Source organism: Nitrospirota bacterium, from assembly GCA_020851375.1.
Lineage (GTDB): Bacteria > Nitrospirota > 9FT-COMBO-42-15 > HDB-SIOI813 > HDB-SIOI813 > RBG-16-43-11.
The window spans coordinates 46,353-66,642 of record JADZCV010000045.1; the positions used below are offsets into that span (position 1 = coordinate 46,353).

Sequence of the window (20,290 nt, forward strand, 5' to 3'; positions counted from 1 at the left end):
ATTATATTATAAAAGTCCCTTGTCTGCAAAACTAACATACTCTTTTTCGCCCATTATTATGTGATCAAGGACTTTTATCCCGATAAGCTCACCGGCAGCTACCAGCCTTTTTGTAATGTCAACATCTTCAGGACTGGGGGAGGGGTCCCCGCTCGGGTGATTATGAAGAAATATAACCGACGCAGCGGAATTCCTTATAGCCTGGATATAGACCTCTCTCGGGTGGACAATGCTTGATGTAAGACATCCCTCTGACACCAGGTAGTCGGCAAATATCCTGTTCTTGCCGTCAAGCATAAGGAGCCTGAAGATCTCCTTCTTAATCCCCTGATAAATCGGGATGTAATGACGATAGACGTTATACACATCCCGGCTCGACAGAATGCGGACCTTCCTGCTTAGCGGGTATGAAGAGATCCTCTTGCCTATTTCTATGGCCGCCTTTATCTGAGCGGCCTTTGCAGGGCCAATTCCCTTGATAGTACACAGCTCGTGCACGGTTGCCCCGGCTATCGAACTTAAGTCGCTGTATCGCTGCAGCACCTCCATGGCAAGTTCCACGGCGCTCTTTCCTTCACTTCCTGTATGAAGCACAATTGCAAGCAGTTGAGCCGGTGACAGATGCTCTGGTCCGGTCCTCAGTAACCGCTCCCTTGGCCTCTCATCCTCAGGCCACAGGTTTATCTTAATCCTTGACATGATATATTCACCTGAAATTCTCCGTTCAAATCCCGCTATCCCCCCTTTACTAAAGGGGGGGAACTAATTTCCCCATTTTATACAAGGATGGGGTTCATCCCAGACTTGAAGTTTGACTACTTGACCGCTTCACCTCTGTATCATATACTCTACTCATGCTCATCTGGAACAGGATATACAAGGAACTTGAGATCTCGCTGGATGGCCTCAGGAAGAGTCTCATGGAGATAGCAATTACCATGAGTGAGAATACCCGGATCGCAAGGCTCCTCTATCAGATATTTGAGCTGCAGAAATCAATGGATAAATTATATGTAAAAACAGGTCAGACAGTACATGAATTACGCCCCTTGTCGGTCTCTGAAATTACAGAACAGGAGCAGATTCGGGAAAATATCTCCAGAATCAGGATTCTGCAGTCTGATATAACCAAAATTGAAAAGGAGTTAAACCTCCTGAGAGAAGAACGCGTAAAATCAAAACTCGACGAACTGACGAGATATATGAGACGCGGCGGATTTACGGTTGAAGATTTTACAGTCTCCCTGGACTCCGGTGCATTTAATAAATATGCTCATCAATTATCACTGCCTCATGACAGCATCATAATTGCGATAATCCACAATGAAAGGTTTTGCATTCCCCATGAGAGGGTGCTGCTAACAGAAGGAGACCGTGTCTTTATCCTGAGTTCTGTAAGTTCTGCACTGGAGACGGCATCTGTCTTTTCATCAGCCACGCAGGCTGCCTGAGAGGCTGCTGCCCTTAATGCCTGTTACTTTAACACTTACAATCCTGTTCGTTACGCCTTCAACCTCAGTCATTGCAGAGCGGCCTCCTTTAATTAAAACTCTCAGGTAATTTCCTGTATATCCTTTCATCATTCCGCTCATATCATCCCTGTCATCTTCAACCAGCACATCAACTATCCTGCCTATATGCGCTTTTTTGAACATCATATTCTTATCTTCACCAAGACGTCTTAAGATTTCACTCCTCTCTGCCTTGACATCACCAGTCACAGTTTCCCCGTTTCTGAATGCCGAAGTCCCTTCTCTCGGAGAATATGCAAATACATGAAGATATGTTAAAGGCAGTCGTTCTATTAATCTGTATGTATTCTCAAAGTGACGATCCTCTTCACCCGGATAACCTGCCATTACATCACAACCAATCCCTGCATCATGAATCTTATCCCGGATTTTTGCAATCAAATCCTCATAAAACCAGCTGTCGTAATTTCTGTTCATACTGCGGAGTATATAATTGTCGCCGCTCTGAAGCGGGATATGTAAATGTTTGCATATCCGGCTTTCTCCGGCCATCAGTTCAATCAACTCATCAGTAATTTCACGGGGCTCTATTGATGAGAGCCTGATGCGCTTTATACCTGTCTCAGACAATATCCTTCTAATCACAGCAGGCAATGATGTCCCTGGAAAGAGGTCCCGTCCATAGCCGCCAAGATGCACGCCGCTCAGCACAATCTCCATGTAATTCTTCCTCCACAACAATGCCGCCTGCTGAATCAGCTCATCAGGAGAAAGACTGCGGCTTACCCCTCTTGCAAATGGCACTATGCAATATGAACACCTGCTGTTGCAGCCATCCTGAATCTTAAGAATTGCACGGGACCTGCCCTGAAACCCATTAATGGCTGACATGTGCATGGATTTGGTTTCGAGGATGTCGCTTACATGAATATCGCTGCTCCTGCCTGATGACGAACCGGGATCATGTCCCAGATAATCCTTTAATATTACTTTCTCATTATTTCCAAGGACAGATGAAACACCCGGTATTTCCGCAACCTCCTGCGGGTTTGTCTGTGCATAGCATCCTGTTACAACAATACGTGCATTCCTGTTCCTCTTCAATGCCCGTCTGACCTGGCGCCTCGACTCAGAATCACTCTTGCCTGTAACAGTGCATGTATTTATAACATATATGTCTGCCTCATCATCAAAAGATACGACACTGTACTCATCACCCTCCGTTACAGAAGACTTCATTACGGCTGTGTCATACTGATTTATCTTACACCCCAGCGTTGAAAAGGCAATTCTTGGCATTTACGCTCACCCAAAAATGGGGACAGACTTATTTTTCTGCCGGCCCCTTATCCTTGCAGAAAAATCTCCTCCAGATATACAATATTGTAACAGCTGCTATTGCCCCGGTTCCGTCTGCGACAATGTCCCGCAAATCAGATTCCCTCGTTGGAACAAAGGACTGATGAAACTCGTCACTCATACCATAAGCAACAGCGACAACTACCGTAAGAATCGAAATCAAAAAATAATTTTTATTACTGGTTGTCCGTACTATACCCCGGAATATCAGAAAGGCAAAGAGGCCATATACCACAAAATGTGCTGCCTTGTCAGAGTATGGAAATGGCACGCTGACATCCTGAGAAGAAAGGGAAGACATCGCGAATATAAAAGCGGCAAAGAGGATTACCGGTCCCCATATAAGAAAAAACCTCTTCATATCAGATAACTTTCCCTGTCAGAGCAGAAAGTGTTGCAGATATGATCCTTACATTAATAATATCGCCGGTCTTAATACCTGAATCCCCTGGAAGATGAACAAGTTTGTTGGTGCGGGTACGACCGGTCAACATGTCATTATCCTTTTTACTTTCGCCTTCAATCAGGATGTCATACACTCTGCCAATGCATTCCTGATTCCTGGACAGCGTAATACTGTTCTGGAGATCTATAACCCTGTTAAGCCTCTCCCTTCCCACTGTAAATGGTATTTGTGCCTCATAAAGGCGGGCAGGCGAATACGGCCTCTTCGAGTACTGAAAGGCAAAGGCAGCATCATATTGGATTTCCTCCAGGACATCCATTGTACGGTTAAAATCGTCTTCTGTCTCACCGGGGAATCCTGCAATTATATCCGTTGTAATTGAAATACCAGGGATGGCATCTCTGAGCCTTTTTACCTTTCCCCTGTAATCACTCAATGAATAGTTTCTCTTCATCCTTTCCAGGACTGAATCAGAACCGGACTGAAGTGGAAGGTGCACATGTTCGCATACACCTGGAATGGTCGAAATGGCACCGATAAGTTTATCATCAATATCTGCAGGATGTGATGTGACAAACCTGATCCTCTCAATGCCGTCAATATCATTTACCATCTTCAACAGGCAGGCAAGGTCAGCTTCGCCCCGAAGGTCCTTCCCATAAGAATCCACATTCTGTCCCAGCAATGTCACCTCTTTATATCCCCTGCCCGCAAGTCCTGTAATCTCTTTGCATATGTCATCAGGCTGCCTGCTAGTCTCGCGTCCCCGGGTAAACGGGACGACACAGAATGTACAGAACTTATCACATCCATCAACGATTCCAACCCATGCCTTAACAGGGTGTGCCCGCTTGAAAAAGACTGAAGTCTCATAATAGGCCTTATTCAAATACTTATTTCTGCGGCGGGCAGTAGAAACCCTTTCTGCCGGTGCACTTCTTTTCTTCTCAAGAAGGCGCGGTATGTCCGGTATATTATCAGTCCCAAAGACCATATCAACATAGGGGGCTTTTTTTACAATATTAGCACCCTCCTGCTGGGCAACACACCCGCCAACACCAATAATCATGTCAGGATTGGCTTTCTTAAGTTCATTGATCCTGCCAAGGTCGCTGTAGCACTTATGCTCCGCCTTCTCCCTCACACTGCACGTATTCAGAATAACCATGTCTGCCTTCTCAGGAGTGTCGGTCACAGTATAGCCCAACTCTGATAACACACCGGTTATCTTTTCCGTATCATGCTCATTCATCTGGCATCCGAATGTCTTGATAAAAAACTGTTTTGACATATTGAATATAAACTACATTGTTTGGCTCCAAAAATCAACACAGGATGAATATCATAGCATCTTTCGTGCCAGGGAAATAACGGCCTGACTGGACAGGGGTGTATTTTCGGGTGAACCGTCATGAGACAGGCTCACAAAGGCAGATGAAAATCCCCCTTAGTCCCCCTTTATAAAGGGGGAGAGTAATTCTTCTCTGCATAAAAGAGGGAAATCAGTGCCCCCCTTTAGTAAAGGGGGGCGAGGGGGGATTTGAACGGAGATTTTCGAGTGAAACTGTGCATTTTCCCTCTTGTGATGCACTGAACATTGTGCATTCAGGAGCAATGTGGAGCAACAGCCGTTTTATTGCCGCAGGTTGCCTTTTACTGCCTTTGATAGTAATATCCTGATAAGTGATTTGCAAACTGAATACACACCTAAACCATTTCATCAGCTATATCAGGATTGAGAAAGGCCTGTCAGGTAATACAATAGAATCATACAGAAATGACCTGACACGTTATCTGGCATATCTTGATAAGAATAACCTGGACACCCCGGGAGAAATCACCCTTAAAAACCTGCGTGATTTTACAGCTGAACTGCTGAGAAACAGGATGTCCGTATCAACTGTCAAACGCTGTATCTCCTCCATACGCCACTTTCATAAATTCCTGATAACAGAGGGGCACACTGATAATGATCCGACTGCGTATCTTGAATCACCTCGGGGATGGCGCAGGCTTCCAGATACACTCACCTTTTCTGAGGTGGATGCACTGTTGAAACAGCCTGATGAAACGGTCAGCGAAGGCATCCGGGATTCAGCCATGCTCGAGCTTTTATACGCAACCGGACTTAGGGTGTCCGAACTCATATCAATGAAATACGGCAACATAAATCTCGAAGTCGGCTATATTATTACAACAGGCAAGGGAGGCAAAGAGAGAATAGTTCCTGCCGGAGATTATGCACTTGACAGGATAAAGGAATACCTCAGGTCTGCAAGAAATAAGCTTATGAAAAACCGCCAGTCTCCGCACCTGTTTGTAACAGCCCGCGGCAAGGGAATGACACGGCAGGGTTTCTGGAAGATTATAAAGAAATATGCAGCAGAGTCAGGAATAGGCAGGGATATTTCCCCTCATACATTGCGCCATTCTTTTGCAACCCACCTCCTTGAGAGAGGCGCAGACCTTCGCTCAGTACAGATGATGCTCGGCCATTCCGACATTTCAACAACACAGATATATACGCATATAAACCGTGACAGGCTTAAAAGAATTCACGAGAAATGCCATCCGAGGCCATGACAATAATGGAGATTATTACTTCACATACTAATGCTGACTTCGACGCCCTGGCGGCAATGATTGCGGTTAAGAAGCTTTATCCCGAAGCTGAATTAATTTTTCAGGGCACACAGGAAACAAATGTAAGGAACTATATCGCAGAAAACAATATCGTATTCAGAAGTATTAAGGATGTACCCTTTGATAAAGTCACGCGTCTTGTCATTGTTGATAACAAGAATGCCGGCCGGCTTGGGAAGTTGAGCTCCTTGCTGAACAAACCGGATATCAGCCTCCATATTTATGATCACCACCCTGTCTCTCCGGGGGATTTGCGGGGCGAGCTTGAGGTAATTGAGTTGGTTGGAGCTGCCACTACCATTCTTGTCGAGGTGATTAAAGAGAAGGGGTTGCATATAAGCCCCTCTGAGGCAACGCTGTTTGCAATAGCCATATATGAAGAAACAGGATCTTTCACTTTCCAGTCGACCACACAGAGAGACATCCTCGCAGTTGCATATCTGATGTCATGCGGCCTTGATCTGAGGATATTATCGGGATATCTCGTGCATGAGATGGATGCCGGTCAGATAGCCCTTCTGGATGAGCTAATCCACAATGCAAAGAGTTTTTACATTGACAGCGTCAAGATTGTCATTGCAAAGGGGGACACAGAGAAATATATATCAGAACTTTCCACAATTACACACAGGGTGCGGGACATGGAGAACCTTGATATTCTTTTTGTAATTGTAAGGATGGAGGACAAGATACAGCTTGTTGCACGGGGCAGACTTCCTGACATTGATCTCGGCGCCATTGCGAGGGAATTCGGCGGTGGAGGTCATGCTACTGCCGCCTCGGCAAGCATTAAAGATCTGACATCCATACAGGTTGAAGAGCGGATTTTAGAGCTCCTCCGGGAGATGATAAAACCCATCAAAACTGCTAGGGATATCATGACTGCCCCTGTCAAGACCGTAAATAATACTGCAACTGTTGTACAGGCCGGCGACCTAATGACCCGTTATGGCGTAAACGTACTGCCTGTAACTGACGGCGACAGGCTTACGGGCCTTATATACAGAGAGGTTATTCATAAGGCTATATTTCACAGGTTTTCTGATGCACCGGTAACAGACTTTATGTCCACTGAATTTGAAAGAGTAACAGGTGATACCCCATTCAGAGAAATTCAATCCTCCATGATTGAACATAATCAGCGTTTCATCCCTGTCGTTGATGGCGACAGGGTCATAGGGGCTATTACAAGGACTGACATTTTACGGACTATGCATGAAGATATATCCGGACCGTGGATATCAACGGGTCAGGCAGGACCAAAGAAACCACATGAGAGAAATCTGCGTGCGCTGTTAAGAGAAAAACTTCCCGCAGGAATTGAACAATTGCTTATACGCATAGGCGAAACCGCGGATTCAATGGGGCTTAATGCCTATGCAGTCGGGGGATTTGTAAGGGACCTCTTCTTTGGTTATAAAAATTATGACATTGACATTGTGGTGGAGGGAAATGGGATAGAGTTTGCAGAATACTTCGCGTCAACAGCAGGGGCAAGGGTAAAGAGTCATCAGAAATTCGGCACTGCAGTCCTTATTTTCCCTGATGGTTTCAAGATAGACGTTGCAACTGCAAGGACAGAATACTATGAATATCCTACGGCCCTGCCAAAGGTGGAGGTATCTTCCATAAAAAAAGACCTGTACAGGAGAGACTTTACCATTAATACCCTTGCAATCAGACTGAACATGAAGGAATTCGGACGTCTCATTGACTTCTTCGGCGGCCAGCGTGACATTAAGGAGAAGACCATCAGGGTATTGCATAATCTGAGCTTCATTGAAGACCCTACCCGCATATACAGGGCCATAAGATTCGAACAGAGGTTTGGGCTTAGAATAGCGAGGCACACCCAGAATCTGATCAGAAGTACAGTAAAGATTGATCTCTTTCACAGACTTTCAGGCAAGAGACTATTTGCTGAGATTATCCTGCTCCTGAGTGAAGATGACCCTGCAAAACCCTTCGCAAGGCTTTCAGAGTTCGATCTCCTGAGATTCATTCATCCGTCCCTGCAATGGGACAGCAATACAATATCCGTGTTTGAATCTGTCAATAAAACCATTGCGTGGTACAAGCTCCTGTTTCTTGACCGGAAATGTGAGACATGGAAGGTCTATCTATACGGGCTCCTTGATCAACTGTCATATGCAGAAACCAGGGATGCCTGCTGCAGGTTGATGATAAGGGAGCGCATGCTTGGAGAAATACTCGCAGTAAAGAAAGACACCCCTGTCCTGATCAATCAGCTCAGTCAGATGAATAATGCATCGCCGGGAATGATCTATGCTCTGTGTACACATCATTCACAGGAACAGCTGCTGTTCTTAATGGCAAAGATTGACAGGGAAGATTTGAAGAAAAAGATCTCCCTGTACCTCAGCAATTTGCAGGATGTAAAACTATCTATAACCGGAAAAGATTTGGTCAGCCTTGGAATTAAGCCCGGCCCTGTCTTCACAAAAGCGCTGAACCTTACATTAAACGCTAAACTAAATGGGATAGTCAGGAACCGTGAGGAAGAGATGGAGTATGCCAAAAATCTTATAGCTGAATGGAGCTGACCCCTTACGGATATACTACAGAATAACCCCGCTGCACGGTTTGCAGGAATATTTCGTTCTCATCATAAAAATAGACCCAAAGCCTTCTTGTAGAATATACAGGCAGGGAGTATGAGAGTTCAGTCGAACCTCTGGGCAATAGCTCCCTGTCCTCTCCTTTGCCGTCATAATATATTTTTATCCGGCGAGCCCTGTTTTCGTAGTTCCAAAGCCTGATTGTAAAATCAGCTTTGTCTCCGGCCATGTATATTTCATCATCCGACTGAACTGAGAATCCAATCGGCGGCAGGGGAACAGGAAGTGCTGCCCTAAGGCCGGTTCGTCTGTTTCTATTGTCAGGCATTTCGCCCATGGCCAGGCCTGACCATTTGATCAGCCCTGCAAAAAGGTTTATCTCATCCCTCGTTGCCTGCTGGTGCAAATAGGCCCAGTCTGTAAATAGCGTAGTCGCAACAACTGTACCCTTTCCATATTTGTAGACGATCATTACAGGCTGACCGCTTATCCTGTTTCTGAGAATCGGTTTGCTATTTTCAGGAAAGGACTCAAGTGTTCCATCAATATTCAGGTTCAATAATGATGCAGTAAGCCCTGAGACAATCGGGTGCGACATTGACAGGAATGTAGATGAGGCCAGCCTGCTCTGCTCTTCGCTCCACCCGTATACTGTCAAAGGTTTTCCATCAGGTACAGGCAGAATAGAATAATCATTTCCGGTCCTTTGGGAAAAAACAAAAAGTGTTCCCCCTTCACCGGTAAATTCCTTCAGGGCGGCGCCTAATTTGTCCCTGTCCGGGACAGACGTGAGACCTCCTGAAGGAATGATGAGCATCCGGATGAATGATGTCCTTTGACGGAGATCATCTTCAGAAATCATACGAACCGGGAGGAATAATCCAAATAACATGGCAGAATGCCTGCTGTATCCATTATCAAGTATGGCGACAGCAGAATCCCTGCTGATTTTTAAGGATATTTTTTCAAGGTCTGTCGGGTATAAGTCATCACCAAGAAGGGCACTGTCATCAGGCTGGTCAGCTCCGGGATTATCATTGTCCCTGAACTGAGCTGAAGACAGCAGTGGTATTGCAATAATTGCTGCTGCAATAAATATCAGAATAATACTTTTAAACATTGCTGATCAGCTTATCCCTGAGTATATTTCTGCCACCAATCCTTCCCGTAATCCTGCATCACTGACTGTCATATCTTCAAACCCAAACCAATCCATTACCCTGTACACTACCATTACACCTGCTAATATTATATCCTCCCGCCCATATTCAATTCCAGGCAGGTCCATCCTCTCCCTGTTAGTCATACCCCTGAGAATATCAAGTATGCCCCTGACATTCTCTTTTTTCATCCTGTATCCGTTGATCTTTTCCGGATCGTATGTCTTCATCATCTGATCTATGGCAGCCAGGGTTGTCACAGTGCCGGCAGTCCCTATAAATTTAACAGCAGCCGGTACCCTTCCGCTTTTTTTCAAATCTGTGAAGTACTCTTCTCTTTCAAGGCGCTCTTCGACAGCCCTGTCAAGCAGCTTCATTTCATTGATATCAGGAGGGTCTGATTTAATAAATTGCTCAGTAAACCTTACCACACCAATATCTGTACTCTTCTTAAACTCAATCTCACCGTTTGAGACTATTATTAACTCAGTGCTTCCTCCACCTATGTCCATCACCAATGCATCCTCTCCTGACAGTCCAAGGGCTGTCGAAACACCAAGCAACGTGAGCCTTGCCTCTTCATCGCCGGAGATAATCTCCGCATCAATGCCTGTCTCCTCTCTTATTCTATTGATGAAATCATGGCCATTAGCAGATTCACGCACAGCGCTGGTAGCAACAGCATATATTTTATCAACATGATTTCCTTCGCACTTGCCGGCATAATCCTTCAGTACTCTAATAGCCCTGTCCATGGCCTCATCCTTAAGACTTCCTGAAGAGGACAACCCTTCACCAAGCCTCGTTATATGACGGTCAGAATCCAGTGTCCGGCATCTTTTACCGGAAGAAATTTCAGAAATCAGGAGCCTTAGTGTATTAGTACCAATATCTATACCCGCTATTTTCATATTATTATTTATCCTTCAACTCCCTTAAGCTTTCGATTTCTTTCCTGTACTGGTCTTCCTCTATCCTTGCACCCTCAATCATCTCTATCAGGTTTTTTGTATCATCTCTGTCAAAGAAGGTGGTGTCCTTCTTGTCTGCTGCCTCGGAAAATTTCTCCCCCAGTTCCCTGTAAAGGGCTGACAGGCGGCTGTGAGCCTTGTAAATATCAAACCTGTATTTGACCATGTCTATTTCTGTCATTGATTTAAGGAACAGGGTTGTGCCCTCTTTTCTGATTACAGAGAGCCCTTCTGAAATATCATGCTGTATCCTGTCAAGCATATCCATAAGGTGAATACTACATCGTTGTCAGCACAAAATCAACTTGTCCTTCCATCGGCGTTCAATTGCGCCCCTGAGCAATTTATTGTCCGGATGCGATAGCAACGGGTCCTTTCTTACAATGTCAAATGCCTCCTCGCGGGCATTTTCAAGGATTTTTGAATTCCTGAGGATATTTGCCACCTTCAGCTCTGGTATTCCTGACTGTCTTGTGCCAAAAAATTCACCCGGGCCGCGAATGGAAAGGTCCTCTTCAGCTATCTCAAATCCATTATTTGTCCTGACCATCGCAGCAAGCCTCCTTCTCCCGTCATCAGTAACAAATCCTTCAGTCAAAAGCAGACAGGATGACTGTCCCTCTCCCCTGCCCACACGCCCCCTTAGTTGATGCAATTGAGAAAGGCCAAATCTCTGAGCGTTCTCTATAACCATAATAGTTGCATTGGGAACATCTATGCCTACCTCCACTACTGTAGTTGATACAAGGATATGAATTTCATTATTTTTAAATCCATTCATAATCGCATCTTTCTCAGCGTTCTTCATTCTTCCATGTAAAAGGGCAGTGTTGTAACCCTTAAATGCCTTTCTCAGCTTTTCCGACATCTCTGCAGCACATTTAAGATCAAGCTTCTCTGACTCCTCTACAAGAGGATAGACAACATATGCCTGCCTGCCCTTTGCAAGTTCATCCTGCATTAAATAATAGGCATCTTTTCTGCTGTTTCCATACAGCCACCTCGTCCTGACTGTTGTCCGCCCAGGCGGAAGCTCATCTATCACTGACAGGTTCAGGTCTCCGTATACAGTCAGGGCAAGCGTCCGCGGTATCGGAGTTGCCGTCATTATCAGGACATCAGGGCAGTACCCCTTTTCTTTAAGCGCTGCCCTCTGAAGCACGCCAAATTTATGCTGTTCATCTATCACAGCAAGACCCAGCCGGTCAAACTTGACGCCCTCCTCAATCAGTGAATGAGTGCCGACTATGATCTTTACGTTCCCGTTTCTTATGTCATCAAGAACAGCATCCCTGTCCCCGGTTTTTACACTTCCGGTAAGAATGGCGGCAGGAACATTCAATGTTCCGAGATATTCCCTGATATTTCGATAGTGTTGTTCTGCCAGTATGCCTGTAGGTGCCATCATAACGGTCTGATAGCCGTTTTCAACAGCTATCAGCATGGCCGACAGAGCCACTACTGTTTTACCGCACCCTACATCTCCCTGAAGAAGCCTGTTCATAGGGTGCGGGGCCTCCATATCAAGCTTTATTTCGCTGATCACCTTTCGTTGCGATGATGTCAGTTTATAAGGCAGACAGGAATAAAACATCTCAGTAAGTTTGCATTGAACATTAAAGGCAATCCCGGTCTCTTTCCTTACAAAACCCTTTTTTACGGCAAGTCCGGTTTCGAGCAGAAGAAATTCCTCAAATATAAGTCTGTTGTGATAAGATGACTCATTATTGTTAAGTGTGTCAGTCAATGAGCCTTCAGGCGGGAAATGGATCCCCCTGACTGCGTCATTCAGATGAGGAAGGCCATGTCTGTTCAGAAGGTCTTCAGGCAGGGTCTCCGGAATACTGCAGTTATCGAGAACTCCTTTTACTATACTCCTCATGATCTTTTGAGAAAGTCCACTTGTGACATGGTATATGGGGACAATCCTTCCGGCATGAATTAGATCATTATCCTCAGATTCAATAACCTCATATTCAGGGCCCTCCATGCAGATGCCATAACCGCGATAGTCGGTCTTAATCTGACCGCTCAACAATACTGTACTGCCCTTTCGAAGGACATCTTTAAGAAATGACTGATTGAACCATTTGGCTGTAAGAAAACCTGATTCGTCCCCTATTACAACTTCAAAAATCTTTTTCCTCTGCCTTGGTGTGATAACTACACTTGCTGAAACAATCCTGCCCTGCACAGAGGTAAGCCCGGGATTATCAGATTTATAAAGTTCTTTTATTGACTTGAGGTTTCCCCTGTCTTCATACCGGAAAGGTATGTAAAACAGGAGGTCCTCAACAGTGAAAATCCCCAGTTTGTTGAGGAGCCTGACCCGCGCCGGACCAACCCCTTTTACATATTGTATATCGCTCTGAAGATCCATAACATAATCATTCAATCAAATAAAATAATGCTTTGCATTATTGACGTACTTTATGATAGTATTACACTGTTTTTTATACAAGTCTTTAATCGTCAGGAGGAATACAGTGGCAAGGGAATGTTCAATATGCAGTAAAGGCAGGCGTTCAGGAAATAACGTAAGTCACGCAAACAACAGGACAAAGAGGGTGTTCCAGCCCAACCTTCAGAGGGTACGGGTCATTATAAACAGTGCGCCAAAATACATCATGGCATGCACCCGGTGTCTCCGCTCCAACCGTGTTCAAAAAGCAGTATAACACTCTCTGCTATTCCACATTTAGAACGCAGGAAATGCCTTTAGACAAGGCGGACGACGATGGAAACCGGAGGCGTACTTTTAGTACGTTGAGGATTTCCCGAGGAGTCCAACGCCGTATAAAGGCATTTATTGCGTTCTATTCTAATCAACGGCAGGCGATGGCTTCTATCTCTATATCAGCATCTTTGGGAAGTCCTGCGACCCCGACTGTGGATCTCGCCGGCGGGTTGTCTGAAAAATAAGTCTTGTAAATCCTGTTGACCCTGTCAAAGTCTTCAAGTCTCCTGATGAACAGTGTGGTCTTTACTACATCCCTCAAATCCATGCCTGCAGACTGAAGAATGGCAAGGATATTGGAAAGAACCTGCTCTGTCTGGGCTTCAATTGAACCCTTTACTATTTCCTTTGTATCAGGATTAACTGGTATCTGACCGGAGATAAACAGGAACCTGCCAAACTTTACAGCCTGGGAATAAGGGCCTATGGCTGGAGGCGCTTTTTGAGTTGAAAATAACTGTTTGACATCATCACTCATTTGTTCCACTTAACGTATGTAATTCCCCGCCTTTTTCTACTGCCCTGTCCCGCAGCATATCACGCTGTCTCTTAAATATATACCTTATCAGGGCCTCTCTGTCATCTTCCTTTATTGTGAGAAAATTTATTACGGTGCCGCAAGACGGCTCCTCATCCTGGGTAACATTGTCAGACATTTCACTCCTGATCACCTCTCCTGTAACAAATATACTGGCGGGTGGAAGAAAGGGGAGAATCAGGCACAGCAGGATCATTTGACCTGCAATCACAGGGGTATCAAGCTGAATTCGCATTCCGGAGGCGCTGATGCAAACATTCCGCTCTCGTGGCACCTCAACTATTGTCCTGTTTTCAGGCGAGACCGTCTCAATCAGGATGTCCAGCTTCCTGTGTAGTTCAACAATGTGGTGAAACAGTCTCGTATTATGTTCTTCAACTTCGTCTAACGGCAGCACCTGAGGATACTTATTCCATATAAACGGGAAGAATCTTGCCGGCCTGTCATTCCCTGCAATATCCTCTGCGCTTACAAGTCTGTAGGCAACCTGTATCCTGTCTTTAACCCTGACATTCTCTCTTCTGTCTATTGGAAGCATATCGGCATCTAAAAAACGAATGGCCCCAGAAACGAATTATCCTGGGTAAACAGACTCTCGCTGACCTCTATCCTGTTTCTGCCATACTTCTTTGCATCATAGAGGGCCTTGTCTGCCACTGAAATCACGTCTTCAACTGACCTTATTGTAGGATTGGGACAGCTTGCCACACCAAAGCTTGCCGTCACTTTAATATACTGTCCCCTGTAAAATACAGGCTTTTCTTCAAGAAGTCTCTTAAGTCGTTTTGCAGCGAAGAATGCCTGCTCGACAGATGTCTCCGGCAGGATGATAGCAATCTCATCTCCACCATATCGTGCCGGAACATCAATCTCTCTTAAACTTCTGATAAGCCTCTTTGAAATCTCCTGCAAAACGGCATCGCCACCCTGATGTCCATAACGGTCATTTATTTCCTTAAAGTTATCCATGTCAATCATCAGCAGAGAAACCGGGTTTTGATACCTCATTGTACTCTTGAATGTTCTTGTAAGGCTCTCATGAAAATATCTGCTGTTAAACAATCCGGTAAGGCTGTCAGTAGTTGCAAGCTCCTGTACCTCTCTATGTACCTCAGAGTTCCTGAGGGCAAGGGTCAGTGTGCTTACAAGCATAGAAACAAGATTTTGTTCATATCCGGAAAATGCCTTGTCACTGTTTCTGATAAGGTGAAGGGCGCCGATCCTTGCTTCGCCAATCTCCATGGGATAGAACAACCTATTGGATGTCTCAGGTTTGAATTGCCCCGAGTCAGACTCATGATCCCTGAGACACCTGACCTCAACCTTATAAAGACTGTCGTCCCCTGTATCCACAATTGTCTTCATTGTCTCTAACACCAGCTTCTTTATCTCTTCCGCCTCTTCCACATAAAGTTTCATGGGTGAGAGCACCCACAACTTCTTCTGATTGTACAAAACCACGCAAGACACATCGTGAGGTACTATTTCCTGCATTTTTGCGCACGCAGTCGTAACAATACTGTCAGAGTCAAGGGTACCTGCAATTGCCTTACTTAGATCGTTCAGGCTGCACAGATCATCGCCCCATTTCTTCAGCGCATTTCTCTCATCAAGTAGTTTCTTCTTTTGTAAGCGCAATTCGCTGTTTACCTTTTTCAGCTTCTTATAAAATTCAGGATCTAATAACTTTTCCATGACATTTCACTGTTGATGCACAAAATATGCCATCGTAAGAAATGGCCTAATACTTTCTAATTATATTTACATCTCATTGTTTTTATTGCTAAATATCAATTCATACTTCTGGTTCGTCTTCAAATAGTATGTCAATAAACCTCTTAAAACGTCATGCTATTGACAGATGTCCAGGTATTTTCATCCTTGTGACTATGGCATTTTGTGCCTCTGCACAGAAAACTCAATCAGACAAATCAGCAATGCCATGCTTTTCAATTAACCTGGCTGTGATTACCCCGACCTTAACCCTGCTCTCCATCTGTACCGGCATTTTAACGTCATCATCTGTAAACCAGATTATGACGTCTCCCTTATTGACAAGAAGTCCTTCGTATTTAACTAAAGTTTTTACCTTTATGGTATTGAATGTCCCTGCCGGCACACTCACCCTTTCTTTGGCCAGTCCCACGGCCACCAGAGTCCAGTTTTTTCTGCCGTCATTAACCTCAATATTTAATGTCTGACCGGCCTGGATGGGGATCGTGCGGAGATAGTACACGACTGATAATGGATCATGTACCCCTGCTGCAGTGTCAGATACCTGTTTCTTTCCACCTGATTTATGATTAATATACGTTGCAACATTTTTTTCTCTGTCAAAAAGTATCTCTTTGTCACTCCTGTATGAACCTTCCTGCTGTATCGAGCGGTAGCGATACGGCTGCAGATTCGTAACATCAACGTATGACTCAACAACGTCCTTTATTGGATAAAACATTGAGATGAACGAATTGGATTTGACCGTTGAACTTAATTTGAGAACAGGACGATCTTCATACACCGCATTACTGACCTCAAATACAGACGTCCCGCTTTTTACACCATACCAGGATAAATCAAATACGAGACGTTCACCGGAAGAAAACGGAACCGCTGCAGATGAAAGAAGGGAATAAGATACAATGAGGAATATAACAAAATAAGCCGCTATGGATTTTATCTTACAACCCCCATCTTTGTCCTGAAATACTCAATTGTCCTTATAAGCCCGTCTGACAAACCGACAACCGGTTTCCATCCCAGAATACGGATTGCCCGGGAAATATCAGGCTGCCTTACCTTCGGATCATCTTCAGGAAGAGGCGCATTAATAATTCTGCTCTTGCTGCCTGTAAGTGATATTATCTCCCGCGCCATATCCACTACAGTCATCTCAAGAGGATTTCCTATATTCACAGGCATATTGTAATCAGACATCAATAACCTGTATATGCCGTCAACCATGTCGTCAATATAGCAGAAACTCCTCGTCTGCATACCATCACCAAATACAGTCACATCCTCACCCCTGAGCGACTGTGCAATAAAGTTGGGGATTGCCCTGCCATCCCTAATCCTCATCCTTGGACCATAGGTATTAAATATCCTGACAATCCTTGTGTCTACATTGTGATACCGGTGATATGCCATAGTCATTGCCTCGGCAAACCGCTTGGCCTCATCATAGACTCCACGGGGGCCGACAGGATTTACATTACCCCAGTAGTCCTCATTCTGAGGATGGATCAGAGGATCGCCATATGTCTCTGAGGTTGATGCAAGGAGTATTCGTGCCTTTTTCTCCTTTGCGAGACCAAGCACCTTATGGGTACCAAGAGATCCTACCTTGAGTGTCTGTATTGGATATTCCATGTAATCAAGGGGACTTGCAGGACTGGCGAAGTGGAGGATGTAGTCAAGATGCCCCTTGATATATATATAATTGGTCACATCATAATTGATGAATAAAAATCTGCTATCCTGAATATGGCATATATTGTCCGCTGAGCCTGTTATGAGGTTATCCATGCATATAACCTCATCTCCTTCAGCAAGGAATCTTTCACAAAGATGCGATCCTATAAAACCTGCACCGCCAGTAATCAATACCCTTGACATAGATGATCCTCCTTCACCTTAAAATCCCCCTGTGTACCTGTCATTCCCGATGTCTTTGTGAACCCTTATAAGACCCGGTAAATAGTGGTTCACTTTAACACCCACGAAGGCTGCTACTACTTTTTGCCCCTGGCTGCCGCCTCTGGTTTTACGTCTTCCTGTTTATGTTCCCCTGTCTGTACCGGCACATCTCCCTTCAATACTGTCAACCGGGCCTTTGCCTCCTGACCCCATGAGGAGGCCACATAGCTCTTTGTCAGATTTTCGTACTGTTCCATTGCTGAGGCTTTATCACCTGATGCCTCATATACCCTTCCTGTCTCATAAACTGCCCTGTCAGCAGCAAAAGTATCTTTCATGGAAACCACATTCCTGTAGGCTGCAATTGCATTGCTGTAATCCCCCTTGTCAGTATATGCTGCCCCGAGATTTAAATATACGAGTGGCAGAATGCCCTCATCCCCTGGATACTTTTCAATAAAACTCCTGTAACTTCTTATGGCATCGTCATACTGTCCAAGCGCTGAATAGCTGTTTCCGATATAATACAGGGCAACAGGAGCACTCTTGCTTCCTGAATATTTATCAGCAATCTCCTGGAATGATGAAATTGATTCTGTGTACTTCCCTTCAAGGAAAAGATTATATGCCTTATATTGCAGGACAGAGGCAGCTCTATCCCACCTGGCAGAGAGCAGTCTGTACGACACTGCTACAGCTCCAATAATTACTATCGCAGAGACAACTATAATGGCAGCCAGCCTGTATTTTTCCAGGGCACCGGAAGACCTGGATTTAATGTCCTGTAATATCTCCTGCAGGTCTTCGGCTTCTTTTGTTACCTCTGTTTTCCTCGTCACACGCTTTTTTATTTTCACCAATTCACCCCTTGATTAGGATTTAAATAACTACGCCTAAACTTAGAAATACTATGTAATTCGACTTTTCTTGTCAAGTAGCTAATTATATGATATTTTTTATACGTGAAGGAATCCCTTAAGGACCATACAATCATAGAAAAAAAGAGATGGGAACTACTTGGTCTCGAAATAGGGGTGCTTTTTTTACTCACCACAACCGTCATTATATTGTCGCTAATTGAGCACCAATATTTGACTGTCTTCTTTTTATTAATTCTCACCACAATATTCTCAGTATACATAATCAACAAGCAGCGTGAGCTAAAGAGGTTAGACACACACCTTACTGAAGAGCAGTTGAGAAATATCGAAGAGAAAATGAGGGCATCATCACTTCAGGAAAGGTTAAAAGAAGCAACGATGCTTTATAAAGTAGGCCGCATAACCGTCTCATCTTTGACTCTCCAAAAGAAACTCGATAAGATGTTATCCCTTGCTTACAGTATGGTCAGGGCTGACAGGGCATCTGTAATGCTGATTAATGAAAGGATGGAGACATTCGTGGTTGCAAGCTTTATTGGCATAGACCTGGACGTAATGCAGACCCGTCAGCAAAGGGTTGATGAGGGGGTGGCCGGATGGGTTTGTGAGCACAGAACACACCTGTTCCTCACCGGCAGGGTCAGCGATGAGAGATTCCATAATTTCCGGAAAAAGACTGAGGATATCTCTGCGGCGATATGCCTGCCAATAAAATTGAAAGGAAAGGTCATAGGAGTGCTGAATCTGAGTTATCTGAATGACCCGGACAGGGTCTTTACAGAACATGACCTGAGACTCCTGTCTATCATTGCAAGGTATGTATCAACTGCTATCGAACAAACACAGATCTCTTTAAAAAAACAGCTGGTTAACGCTTAAGTCCTTTCTTGTTTTAGCATCCCTGCAGAATATTCTTGCCCCGATTATTCCAAGTTCATACAAGGCTATCAGAGGCCCGGCCATCATCAACTGATTAAATACATCAGGTGTCGGCGTTAAAACGGCTGCAACCACGAAGTTGATAAGTATGGCATACTTACGATTTCTTGTTAAAAATGATATTGTCAGGATTCCCATTTTTGTCAGGAAAATTATGGCAATCGGAAGTTCAAAAATAAGACCAAATGCAAGCATGAATTTCACGACAAAATCCATATACGAACCTATTGATATCATGGGAGTCAGATTTGCCGTCTTGTATGTCATCAGAAAATCAAGTGCATACCTTAGTATGACAAAATAACAGAAGATTACGCCCAGGGCAAAAGATATTACACCTGCTGCAATAAACAGCAGTGCGTATTTCCTTTCAGTTTTATAAAACCCCGGCGAAATAAATTTCCACAACTGATACAATATTACAGGCAGGGCAACCAGGAATCCGGCAATAAGCGCAATTTTGAAATTTGCCCAGAGCGCCTCGGCAGGGGATAAGAATACAAAGACATGCTTCTGATCACTGCTTATAAGGTCTGTTAGAGCCTTAAGCAGCCCTTCTGAGAAGTAAAACGAAGCGACAAATCCGACTGCTATCGCTATAACTGAAATAATCAGACAAGTTCTAAGCTCTGAAAGGTGCTCAACAAGAGACATCTTCTTGTCTGAAGCAGGCTCATTTGTATTATCAGTGTCCATTAATATTTCTTCTTTTATGAATTACGCTATTTTACTGATTTCTGCTTGATCTCTTCTTTACGATATATCTTCAACATCATATCCTTTGCGAGAAGCTTCTCTTTCTGAAGATTCTTCCGTATAATCTCCTCTTCAGGTGTAAGCACATGCTTTCTGTTAAGACTGCGTATTTCCCGCTCAAGCTTGTCATGTTTCTCCTCCCAGAGCAGGTACTCATCATTCTCCCTTCGAAGTTTTTCTTCCAGTGCTATATGTTTTTCTTTCATAAGCCCC

21 protein-coding genes are annotated in these 20,290 nt (G+C 44.4%); 5 read left to right on the forward strand and 16 right to left on the reverse strand.

Annotation, left to right across the window (positions count from 1 at the left end):
- Positions 1-6: 6 nt before the first annotated feature.
- On the reverse strand, positions 7-699 hold the full coding sequence (radC, locus tag IT393_09570) for a DNA repair protein RadC (GenBank protein MCC7202891.1): 693 nt from the start codon (positions 697-699) through the stop codon (positions 7-9).
- A 155-nt stretch (positions 700-854) separates the two neighbouring features.
- Here radC and IT393_09575 point away from each other — a divergent pair, with 155 nt between their 5' ends.
- Complete coding sequence (locus tag IT393_09575) at positions 855-1,451, forward strand: hypothetical protein (protein ID MCC7202892.1); 597 nt, start codon at positions 855-857, stop codon at positions 1,449-1,451.
- Here IT393_09575 and mtaB read toward each other — a convergent pair.
- From mtaB to miaB, 3 genes are read right to left on the reverse strand one after another with little or no spacing between them, the layout of a single operon-like run.
- The gene (gene mtaB / locus IT393_09580) at positions 1,431-2,771 is read right to left on the reverse strand and encodes a tRNA (N(6)-L-threonylcarbamoyladenosine(37)-C(2))-methylthiotransferase MtaB (GenBank protein MCC7202893.1); all 1,341 of its coding nucleotides are present in this window, start codon (positions 2,769-2,771) and stop codon (positions 1,431-1,433) included. The two genes, IT393_09575 and mtaB, sit on opposite strands and share 21 nt — an antisense overlap.
- Positions 2,772-2,799: 28 nt before the next feature.
- Positions 2,800-3,192: a VanZ family protein gene (locus IT393_09585; GenBank protein ID MCC7202894.1), complete on the reverse strand. Its 393-nt coding sequence runs from the start codon at positions 3,190-3,192 to the stop codon at positions 2,800-2,802.
- A 1-nt stretch (position 3,193) separates the two neighbouring features.
- Positions 3,194-4,528 (reverse strand): tRNA (N6-isopentenyl adenosine(37)-C2)-methylthiotransferase MiaB, encoded by a 1,335-nt coding sequence (gene miaB, locus IT393_09590; protein MCC7202895.1) that lies wholly within the window; start codon positions 4,526-4,528, stop codon positions 3,194-3,196.
- Between the two features lie 404 nt (positions 4,529-4,932).
- On the opposite strand from miaB, the gene xerD reads away from it, so the two are divergent.
- On the forward strand, positions 4,933-5,820 hold the full coding sequence (gene xerD, locus IT393_09595) for a site-specific tyrosine recombinase XerD (protein MCC7202896.1): 888 nt from the start codon (positions 4,933-4,935) through the stop codon (positions 5,818-5,820).
- Positions 5,821-5,825: 5 nt separating this feature from the next.
- Positions 5,826-8,444 (forward strand): CBS domain-containing protein, encoded by a 2,619-nt coding sequence (locus IT393_09600; protein MCC7202897.1) that lies wholly within the window; start codon positions 5,826-5,828, stop codon positions 8,442-8,444.
- A gap of 4 nt (positions 8,445-8,448) precedes the next feature.
- Here IT393_09600 and IT393_09605 read toward each other — a convergent pair whose 3' ends face one another.
- Genes IT393_09605 through recG form a run of 4 tightly spaced genes read right to left on the reverse strand, consistent with a single transcriptional unit; the run spans position 8,449 to position 12,970 of the window.
- Positions 8,449-9,579, reverse strand: coding sequence for a hypothetical protein (locus IT393_09605; protein ID MCC7202898.1), 1,131 nt, complete (start codon positions 9,577-9,579; stop codon positions 8,449-8,451).
- A 6-nt stretch (positions 9,580-9,585) separates the two neighbouring features.
- The gene (locus IT393_09610; GenBank protein MCC7202899.1) at positions 9,586-10,530 is read right to left on the reverse strand and encodes a Ppx/GppA family phosphatase; all 945 of its coding nucleotides are present in this window, start codon (positions 10,528-10,530) and stop codon (positions 9,586-9,588) included.
- Positions 10,531-10,534: 4 nt separating this feature from the next.
- On the reverse strand, positions 10,535-10,858 hold the full coding sequence (locus IT393_09615; protein MCC7202900.1) for a hypothetical protein: 324 nt from the start codon (positions 10,856-10,858) through the stop codon (positions 10,535-10,537).
- A 21-nt stretch (positions 10,859-10,879) separates the two neighbouring features.
- Positions 10,880-12,970, reverse strand: a complete 2,091-nt coding sequence (gene recG / locus IT393_09620; GenBank protein ID MCC7202901.1) for an ATP-dependent DNA helicase RecG — start codon at positions 12,968-12,970, stop codon at positions 10,880-10,882.
- A 106-nt stretch (positions 12,971-13,076) separates the two neighbouring features.
- Between recG and IT393_09625 the strand changes: the two genes are divergently transcribed.
- The gene (locus IT393_09625) at positions 13,077-13,268 is read left to right on the forward strand and encodes a 50S ribosomal protein L28 (protein ID MCC7202902.1); all 192 of its coding nucleotides are present in this window, start codon (positions 13,077-13,079) and stop codon (positions 13,266-13,268) included.
- Between the two features lie 147 nt (positions 13,269-13,415).
- On the opposite strand, the gene IT393_09630 is transcribed toward IT393_09625, so the two are convergent.
- The 6 genes from IT393_09630 to IT393_09655 form a co-directional block, all read right to left on the reverse strand.
- Positions 13,416-13,805 (reverse strand): RidA family protein, encoded by a 390-nt coding sequence (locus IT393_09630; GenBank protein MCC7202903.1) that lies wholly within the window; start codon positions 13,803-13,805, stop codon positions 13,416-13,418.
- Complete coding sequence (locus IT393_09635; GenBank protein ID MCC7202904.1) at positions 13,798-14,403, reverse strand: PilZ domain-containing protein; 606 nt, start codon at positions 14,401-14,403, stop codon at positions 13,798-13,800. Before IT393_09635 ends, IT393_09630 begins: the two co-directional genes overlap by 8 nt.
- Before the next feature lie 8 nt (positions 14,404-14,411).
- Positions 14,412-15,560 carry a GGDEF domain-containing protein gene (locus tag IT393_09640; GenBank protein MCC7202905.1) on the reverse strand — a complete coding sequence of 383 codons (1,149 nt, stop codon included), beginning with the start codon at positions 15,558-15,560 and terminating at the stop codon, positions 14,412-14,414.
- Between the two features lie 223 nt (positions 15,561-15,783).
- Positions 15,784-16,542, reverse strand: a complete 759-nt coding sequence (locus tag IT393_09645) for a DUF3108 domain-containing protein (protein MCC7202906.1) — start codon at positions 16,540-16,542, stop codon at positions 15,784-15,786.
- Positions 16,539-17,480, reverse strand: coding sequence for an SDR family oxidoreductase (locus IT393_09650; protein MCC7202907.1), 942 nt, complete (start codon positions 17,478-17,480; stop codon positions 16,539-16,541). Before IT393_09650 ends, IT393_09645 begins: the two co-directional genes overlap by 4 nt.
- A gap of 116 nt (positions 17,481-17,596) precedes the next feature.
- Positions 17,597-18,358 carry a tetratricopeptide repeat protein gene (locus IT393_09655; GenBank protein MCC7202908.1) on the reverse strand — a complete coding sequence of 254 codons (762 nt, stop codon included), beginning with the start codon at positions 18,356-18,358 and terminating at the stop codon, positions 17,597-17,599.
- A 105-nt stretch (positions 18,359-18,463) separates the two neighbouring features.
- Here IT393_09655 and IT393_09660 point away from each other — a divergent pair, with 105 nt between their 5' ends.
- A complete protein-coding gene (locus tag IT393_09660; protein MCC7202909.1) occupies positions 18,464-19,261 on the forward strand; it encodes a GAF domain-containing protein in 798 nt (265 codons plus the stop codon).
- On the opposite strand, the gene tatC is transcribed toward IT393_09660, so the two are convergent.
- Together tatC and IT393_09670 are read right to left on the reverse strand one after the other, a co-directional pair.
- Entirely contained in the window at positions 19,235-20,017 is a 783-nt protein-coding gene (tatC, locus tag IT393_09665) for a twin-arginine translocase subunit TatC (GenBank protein ID MCC7202910.1), read from the reverse strand. The genes IT393_09660 and tatC overlap by 27 nt on opposite strands.
- A 26-nt stretch (positions 20,018-20,043) precedes the next feature.
- Positions 20,044-20,283: a DUF465 domain-containing protein gene (locus IT393_09670; protein ID MCC7202911.1), complete on the reverse strand. Its 240-nt coding sequence runs from the start codon at positions 20,281-20,283 to the stop codon at positions 20,044-20,046.
- Positions 20,284-20,290: the final 7 nt, after the last annotated feature.

Excerpts from the sequence above, each read along its gene's own strand:
- radC (MCC7202891.1), bottom strand. The coding sequence starts at position 699 with ATGTCAAGGATTAAGATAAACCTGTGGCCTGAGGATGAGAGGCCAAGG.
- IT393_09575 (MCC7202892.1), top strand. The coding sequence starts at position 855 with ATGCTCATCTGGAACAGGATATACAAGGAACTTGAGATCTCGCTGGAT.
- mtaB (MCC7202893.1), bottom strand. The coding sequence starts at position 2,771 with ATGCCAAGAATTGCCTTTTCAACGCTGGGGTGTAAGATAAATCAGTAT.
- IT393_09585 (MCC7202894.1), bottom strand. The coding sequence starts at position 3,192 with ATGAAGAGGTTTTTTCTTATATGGGGACCGGTAATCCTCTTTGCCGCT.
- miaB (MCC7202895.1), bottom strand. The coding sequence starts at position 4,528 with ATGTCAAAACAGTTTTTTATCAAGACATTCGGATGCCAGATGAATGAG.
- IT393_09600 (MCC7202897.1), top strand. The coding sequence starts at position 5,826 with ATGGAGATTATTACTTCACATACTAATGCTGACTTCGACGCCCTGGCG.
- IT393_09605 (MCC7202898.1), bottom strand. The coding sequence starts at position 9,579 with ATGTTTAAAAGTATTATTCTGATATTTATTGCAGCAGCAATTATTGCA.
- IT393_09610 (MCC7202899.1), bottom strand. The coding sequence starts at position 10,530 with ATGAAAATAGCGGGTATAGATATTGGTACTAATACACTAAGGCTCCTG.
- IT393_09615 (MCC7202900.1), bottom strand. The coding sequence starts at position 10,858 with ATGGATATGCTTGACAGGATACAGCATGATATTTCAGAAGGGCTCTCT.
- recG (MCC7202901.1), bottom strand. The coding sequence starts at position 12,970 with ATGGATCTTCAGAGCGATATACAATATGTAAAAGGGGTTGGTCCGGCG.
- IT393_09630 (MCC7202903.1), bottom strand. The coding sequence starts at position 13,805 with ATGAGTGATGATGTCAAACAGTTATTTTCAACTCAAAAAGCGCCTCCA.
- IT393_09635 (MCC7202904.1), bottom strand. The coding sequence starts at position 14,403 with ATGCTTCCAATAGACAGAAGAGAGAATGTCAGGGTTAAAGACAGGATA.
- IT393_09640 (MCC7202905.1), bottom strand. The coding sequence starts at position 15,560 with ATGGAAAAGTTATTAGATCCTGAATTTTATAAGAAGCTGAAAAAGGTA.
- IT393_09650 (MCC7202907.1), bottom strand. The coding sequence starts at position 17,480 with ATGTCAAGGGTATTGATTACTGGCGGTGCAGGTTTTATAGGATCGCAT.
- tatC (MCC7202910.1), bottom strand. The coding sequence starts at position 20,017 with ATGGACACTGATAATACAAATGAGCCTGCTTCAGACAAGAAGATGTCT.
- IT393_09670 (MCC7202911.1), bottom strand. The coding sequence starts at position 20,283 with ATGAAAGAAAAACATATAGCACTGGAAGAAAAACTTCGAAGGGAGAAT.